General features: G+C 70.4%; 1 protein-coding gene and 1 pseudogene. One reads left to right on the top strand and one right to left on the bottom strand.

Annotated elements, in window-relative coordinates; translation table 11 throughout:
* Positions 1-5203, bottom strand: a 5203-nt coding sequence (locus AA75_RS27245) for an RHS repeat domain-containing protein (RefSeq protein WP_033822916.1), incomplete at its 3' end; no start/stop codon positions are given.
* Positions 5204-5847: 644 nt separating this feature from the next.
* Here AA75_RS27245 and AA75_RS51030 point away from each other — a divergent pair.
* Positions 5848-6801: pseudogene (locus tag AA75_RS51030) on the top strand (hypothetical protein); the annotation flags it as partial.

Here is a 6801-nt window from a genome sequence, read left to right as displayed (position 1 = left end):
GGGGGCCGCCGGTGCCGCCGCCGGTGTTGGGGGCGTTGGTCGGGCTGTTCTTGGTGCCTGCCGCAGGGAAGGTCTGGGTGGTGGTGGTGTCCTTGGCGGAGTCGCCGCCGGTGTCGTGCTGGACGAGGGACTTGCGGTTGCCGGTGAGGTCGTAGGTGTAGGTCTGCCAGTAGGGGGCGGGGCCTCCGACGGTGGTCTTCTTCGGCGCCTGGGCGCCGCTGGTCGGGTTGGTGTTGGTGCATGCGCCGCGGTTGCCGACGGTGGGCTGGGCGGCGAGGGTGAGCGTGCCGGTGTCGGTCCAGGCGTCGGTGAGGCGGCTGAGGTAGTCGTAGCCGAAGCACTGGAGGTCGGTATTGGCGGGGGTGTTGTCGGGGATGTTGCGGATCGCGGTGATGCGCCCTGAGGGGTCGTAGGAGTAGGTGGTCTGCTGGACGGCGCCGGTCTTGGCGGTCTGCTTGTCGACGTACTGGGAGAGCTGGCGGCCGGTGGATTCGTCGTAGGTGTTGGTGACGACGATCTGGGTGCCCCAGGGGTTGACGGTGGCGCGGATCGGTCGGCCGTAGGCGTCGTAGTCGTTCGACGAGTCGTAGTTGACGGTGCCGTTGCCGATCGACTGGAGGGTGCCGTAGTCCTCGTAGTTGTAGACGAGGATCTCGTCCTCGATGTCGCCGATCTGGGAGCGCTCTTCTGCGGTCAGGGCGCCGGAAATGGGGTCGTAGGCGGCCTGCTGGGTGTAGGTGAAGGGGGTGGCGGAGCCGACCTCGGAGCCGGGGATGGTGAGGGTGGTCTGAATGGGCCGGTAGGCGTCGTCGTAGGCGAGTACGGCGCTCGTGTAGGCGGCGCCGCTCGCTCCGCCGACGTAGCGGGTTGCGGTGGAGGGCTGGCCGGGGACGACGGTGTCGTAGGTCCGCGCGGTCAGCTGCTTGGCTGGGTCGGCGGCGGTGCCGGTGTAGGTGGCGGTGGGACGGCCGAGCAGGTCGTAGGTGGTGGTGAGGTTCTGGCCGCGGGCATCGGTGGTACGCGCGACGCGGCCTGCGGCGTCGTACGTGATGGAGCTGGCCCCGGTGTCCGGGTCGCTTGCGGATGTCAGGCGGCCCTTGAGGTCGTAGGTGTAGCTCCAGGTGTTCCCGGCGGCGTCGGTGTGCGAGGCCGGCTTGCCGGCCGGGGTGTAGGTGTGGGTCGTGACGTCCGCGTCCGTCGCCTTGCCGGTGGCGGTCGGTGTCCGGTACTGCCACAGCTGGGTGCTCTGGCCGCGAGCGTCGGTGACGGTGGAGGTGGGGGTGGTTCCGGGCGGCGGGCTCACGTCGGTGCGGTCGGCGCCGGGATAGGCGATGGTGGTGGTGTTCTGGACCACGCCATAGGCGACGAACTCAGTGGTCACCGGCCGTCCGAGACCGTCGTAGACGGTGTGGGACTGGGCGGGGACCTTGGCGGTGGTCGTCTGGTAGAGGGTCTGCTCGGGCCAGGTGTCGTTGTTGTACCAGGCGCCGTTGGTTCGGACGACGCGGCCCTGGGAGTCGTAGAACGTATCGCTGATCAGGCGGCCGTTGAACGCGGAGTTCGCGGCGCTGGACTGGGTCTGCACGGTCCGGCCGAGACCGTCCAGGATTCCGATGCTGACCGCGTAGGACTCGCTGGCGCGCAGGGACTGGGTGGTGACCGTCGGGGGGACGGCGCTGTTGTTGACCACGCCGGGGATCTTGTAGCTGTACGTCATGCTGGCGCTCGCGGCGGTGTCACGCCCGGGCATCCAGACGGCGGTGGAGCGGCCGAGTGAGTCGTAGGCCTGGGTGGTCTTCTTCCCGTTGGGGTCGGTGACCGTCGTTGACAGAGTGCGTGCGATGTCGACTGTGGTAGTCGCCACCCGGCCGGTGGCTGCGTCGGGCGCGCCCGCGGGGGCCGGCGTTGTGACTGCGATCGTGCTTGGCAGCTCTCCCGGCTTCGCCGGGGTGTACACGGTGGTGGTGGAGGCACCGGACGGGTGCGCGGAGTCCGTGACGTTCGGGTTCGTCGCGGTCAGGGTCCGGCCGTAGACATCGAAGGTCTGCTGCGAGCCGATCGTGAACTTGGGCGTTGCCCCCTCGAAGTGATCGAGGGCCTCCCCGGAGGTGGCTTCGGCCTTCGTCGCGGCTTGGCCGAGCGGCTTGCCGTCGTAGCACGTGCGCTGCCAGCTCGTGGTGTTCTGGGCGGACGGCGTGGCCGTGCACGCAGAGGCACCCTGGAGGGTGAGGATTTCGGACGCCAGCGCACTGACCTGTGGGTCGGGTCCGGCCGCGTAGGAAGAACGCGCACACAGGTCGGGCAGGCCATCGGCCTGGTCGAGGACGGTGATCACGCGGTTGGCGTGGCCGGGGTCGCTGGTCGAGGTCCTGGTCGACGTCTGCCAGCTGCCGTCGGCCTTGAGGGACTTGCTGACGGCCGTCGAGGAGGTGGCACCGTATCGGGCCATCAGGGACGGCAGCCCGGGCTGACTGTGGGTGGCCGTGGTGACGGGACCGCTGCTGCTGCGTACGGAGTAGGCGGTGATGGTGCCGCCGGCCTGGGTGTAGGTGTCCTGTTCGAGGGTCTGGCCGGAGAGCCAGTCTGAGTCGGTGACGGGGCCGCTGTTCGGGCCGGCCGCCTTGACGGTGCGGGCGGAGCCGGAGGCGGTGATGTCACCGTCCATGCCCTGGTGGAACGTGGCGCTGGTCTGGGACTTGGGGCCGTCGTTGCCGCTGCCGTTGACGGTGGTGACGGTGGCGTAGCCGCGGAACTGGTCCCAGGTGCGGTCCTTGGTCTCGGTGAACGGGGAGTCGTTGCGGTGCCAGGCTGCCTTGCCGTAGGTGTAGGCGGTGGTCATCGGGACGGAGCCCGGAGTGTTCGGGTTGGCCGTGACGGTGGTGACGGGGTAGCGCTGGAACCAGTCGTCGACGGGGTCGGCGCCCGGCTGCTCGTTGCTGGGGTGCCACTTGACGTTGTAGCAGGATCGCGTGTCGGTGTCCGCGGAGGCGGGCATGTCGGCGCGGTCCCGGGAGCAATCGGCGCTCTTGTAGTCGACGCCGATGGTGGCGCCGGTTTCGGTGGTGATGAGCTGGATGCGGGGCCGGCTGTACGCGGGCCGGGACGGGATGAGGTTGGTTCCGTCGACCCGGTTGGCGAGCAGCATCTCGGTGAACGTCACCGGCGGCAGTGTGATGGCGGCCGGTGCCGGGCTCGCGCCCAGCCCGTCACGTCCGGTGCGCTTGACGGAGCCGAGCCAGGGGACCTGGGTGTTCTCGGTGGTGTTCTGGACGTTGACGAAGCGGTGGGCGAGTTCGTAGTAGTCGACGTCCTGCCAGGTGCCGTTGGCGCGGACCTGGGTGGTGATGGAGGTCAGCCACTTGGTGGTCCAGAAGGTGGGGCCGTAGTTGGTACAGGTGCCGCTCTGGGCGCAGCTCTGGTCCAGGGGGACGTCGGGCCAGTCGCCGGCGTGGGCGGCGGTGCGCTGGGCGGGGTCGCAGGCGGCGGTGGAGGTGACGCAGCGCTCGCCGGACGTGAACTCGATCTTCGCGGCGCTCTGGTAGGTGCCGTTCGCGGTGATCTGGTCGGACAGGAGCTGGCCGTAGGCGATGGTCTTGAGGACGCCGCCGCGGGTGTAGGAGTGCTGCTCGCCGGTGCCGTGGTTCTGGCCGCCGCCCATGGCGTACCAGTTGGCCTCGGGGGTGTAGCTGTAGGTGGTGAGGTTGCCGTGCGGGTCGACGACGTAGTCGAGGTTCCACCGCCACGCTGCCTGGCACCAGGAGGCCTTGCCCTTGGCTGCGTCGTAGCATGGGTCGCCGGCCTTGGGGGAGTACACCGGGACGGTCCACGCGGAGCCGCTGTCGGGGCCGACGGTGCTCGGGCTGCCGTCGGTCTTCGGAAGGTGGTTCAGGCCGAAGTAGAAGACCGTGCCGCCGTTGTCGGTGACCTTGATGTAGGAGCCGTTCCAGGTGCCGTTGGTGGCACCGGTCAGGAACTGGATCTTCGTGCCGTCGTCGCCCTTGAGGTGCCAGGTGCAGTTGGACTGTTCCGTGGCCGCGGGTGCGCCCGCCTGGCAGGAGGCGTCGTCGGGGACGAGCTCGCCCGAGTGGCCGCCGAGCGAGATGGTGGCGTTGGCACCGGCCCAGCACTGGTCGCCGGAACCGTCGATGCCCGCCTTGGAGCACGGCTTGTAGGTGCGCTCGACGAAGCCGGGGCTGTAGTCCCAGCCGTCACCGATCCAGGACGCCTGGGCGTTCGTGGAGGAGGTCTTGCCGTCCACGGACGAGGAGTCGTAGGCGAGGGTCACCTGCGGTGCCGCACCGCCGAGAGCAGGCGGAGCCTGGATGGGGTAGGAGTAGTTGAACGCCCCGGAGGCGGTGCCGGCGGCCCACGCCTGGGAAGGGTTCAGCGGGGTGGCCGCATACGTTCCCGCGCCGCCGGACGCCCCGGTGACTGCGGCGAGAACCATGCCGCCCGGGACGGCGGAGGCCGTAGGCGCGGCGGACAGCGACTGGATGCTGGTGGCCGGGGTGCCGTTGCTGGCGGGCAAGTTCACGTCGGCGACGAGCTGCTTCGACGCGGGGTCATAGTGCGAGGGGACGGGCGTCCGCTCGGTGCAGCCCTGCGCCCCGGGGGTCGTCAGTGAGCACGCCGGGAGTGCGACCAGTTGCGCGCGGGCGGCCCAGTCGGCGCCTGTCCGGTTGCCGAGTTTGGCGGTGTCGATCGCGACCCGCACGGGGCGAGCCTGGGTCGCGCCGTCGCGTGACAGGGTGACGGCAAGGCCTGCGGTGGCGCCTGCAGCCTCGGCCGTCTTCTCGTCGGCGACGTCGACCTGGACCGTCTGGCCGGCCGTGTCGCCGACGCCGGGAAGCGGCGCGAGCGAGACCGGTAGTGAACCGGCGGCCGCCCGCTCGCCGGAGGCCGGTGCGCCCGCGGCGGGCGCCTGCAGGCCCTGTGTCTTGTTGCCGGTGGCAGCCGTGCCCAGCACGACGCTGGCGCGCCCGTGCGGCGTCACCGAGGACTTGGCGTCCTTCGGGGGCGTCCAGGTGGGTGGGACCTCGTGCGCGGGCTTGGCGACGGCCACGGCCGGAACCTTCTGGCCCTTGATCGAGGCGGTCTTGTTCAGCGCGGTGTTCGGCGGCGTCCAGATCCGCGAGTAGTCCGGCCCGGCGGCTGCGGCAGCCGTCGGAACGAGCAGGGATCCGGCGAGTGCGGCAGCGGTCACCACCGACAGCCTCCGCCGGAGCCAGGACGCGTCCGAGCGCCCTGGCTGATGGTCAGCACTCCGTAGGGGTAGCACAAATCCTCCATGAGTAGTCCGGTGCGCCAACCGGAGAGAAAAATCGCGCAAAGCCCCGAACCTACCGGCGGGAAAAGACCTCGGGTCAATGCCGGACGGGCGCGCCGGAGCGTGATCCATCTCACCTGCCATCACAAAACCGCCCGATCCGGCATGTTCTCGGACAGCCGCCCGGAATCCCGTTTGCCCACTCGGCGTCAGGCGCGAAAAAGTGCTCCTGACCTGCGTCTTCGCGTCGTTCCGGACGTCGCCGCTCCCAAGGAAGTCTCATGCTGAACAGATCGCGCTTTCCGTGGGGGCCTTCTCCCCGGGGGCTGGCAGCAGCCACGGCACTGGCCGTCTCCGCCGCACTCGCCGCAGTGCCGGCAGCGTTCGCGGAATCCCCCTCAACCAGCCTTTCCAGCAGCCAGATTAATGCCATCGACAGCGAGCACACGAACCAGAGGCCGCCTGCCAGCGAGGCCGACGCGGCTCTCGCCCAGGCGAAGGCAACGGGCAAGCCGGTCGAGATCGCATCCCTGACCACGGAGTACAGCGAGACCTCCGCCACGCCCGAGGGACATCTGGCGATGGCTCAGCACCCGGATCAGCAGCGGATCAAGCGCGGCGGCTCCTGGGTGACCCTCGACGCCAGCCTCGCGGCCAACCCCGACGGGACGTTCTCCCCGAAGGCATCCGCAGCCGGCCTCGTGCTGTCCAAGGGCGGAAACGGCCCGCTGGCGACGATGACCAGCGCCGACGGCAGGAAACTCGCGCTGAGCGCTCCCTTCCCGCTGCCCGCCCCGAGCGTCGACGGTGACGACCTGCTCTACCCGTCCGTCGCCCCGGACACCGACCTGCGGGTCACCGCCACCAAGGCCGGCGGCGTGACCACCGTCCTGGTCCTCAGGACGCAGGCCGCCGCCGCCAACCCGGCCGTGACGAACCTGCACTTCGCGACCACCACCGACGGCGTGACCGTCGGCGCGGACGCAGCCGGCAACCTGACCGCGAAGACCCCCGACGGCTCGGTGCGCTGGACCGCCACCACCCCCCAGATGTGGGACAGCTCCACCGCCACCACAACCCAGGCCACCAAGACCGCAGCCGCGTCGAGGAGCGCCCAGACCCGCACCGCCCTGGCCGCACCTGCGGCCCCCGCCACGGACGCGACTGAACCCGAGGGCACCAAGGCCGCCGCCGTCAGCACCGCGGACGGGCCCGGCGCGGGCGCGAAGGTCGCCACCATGCCCGTCGCGGCCACCGCCTCCGGCGTCACCCTGGCCGCGGACCAGGACCTGCTCGCGCACGGCACCGCCCCGTACTACATCGACCCCGCGTGGATCCCCTGGGCGCCGGCCGCGAACGCCTGGACCCAGGTCCAGTCCGCCTATCCCGGCACGTCGTTCTGGAACATGAGCGGCAGCGCCGACACCACCTACCCCGGCGTCGGACGGTGCGGCTACTACGCGGCCGGAAACAGCTGCTCCCCCGCCTCCACCTACCGCACCTTCTACCAGTTCGACCTCAGCGGCCTGCGCGGC

The sequence above is a fragment of the Kitasatospora sp. MBT63 genome, assembly GCF_000710465.2.
Lineage (GTDB): Bacteria > Actinomycetota > Actinomycetes > Streptomycetales > Streptomycetaceae > Kitasatospora.
This window is presented reverse-complemented; position numbering and strand designations above follow the sequence as displayed.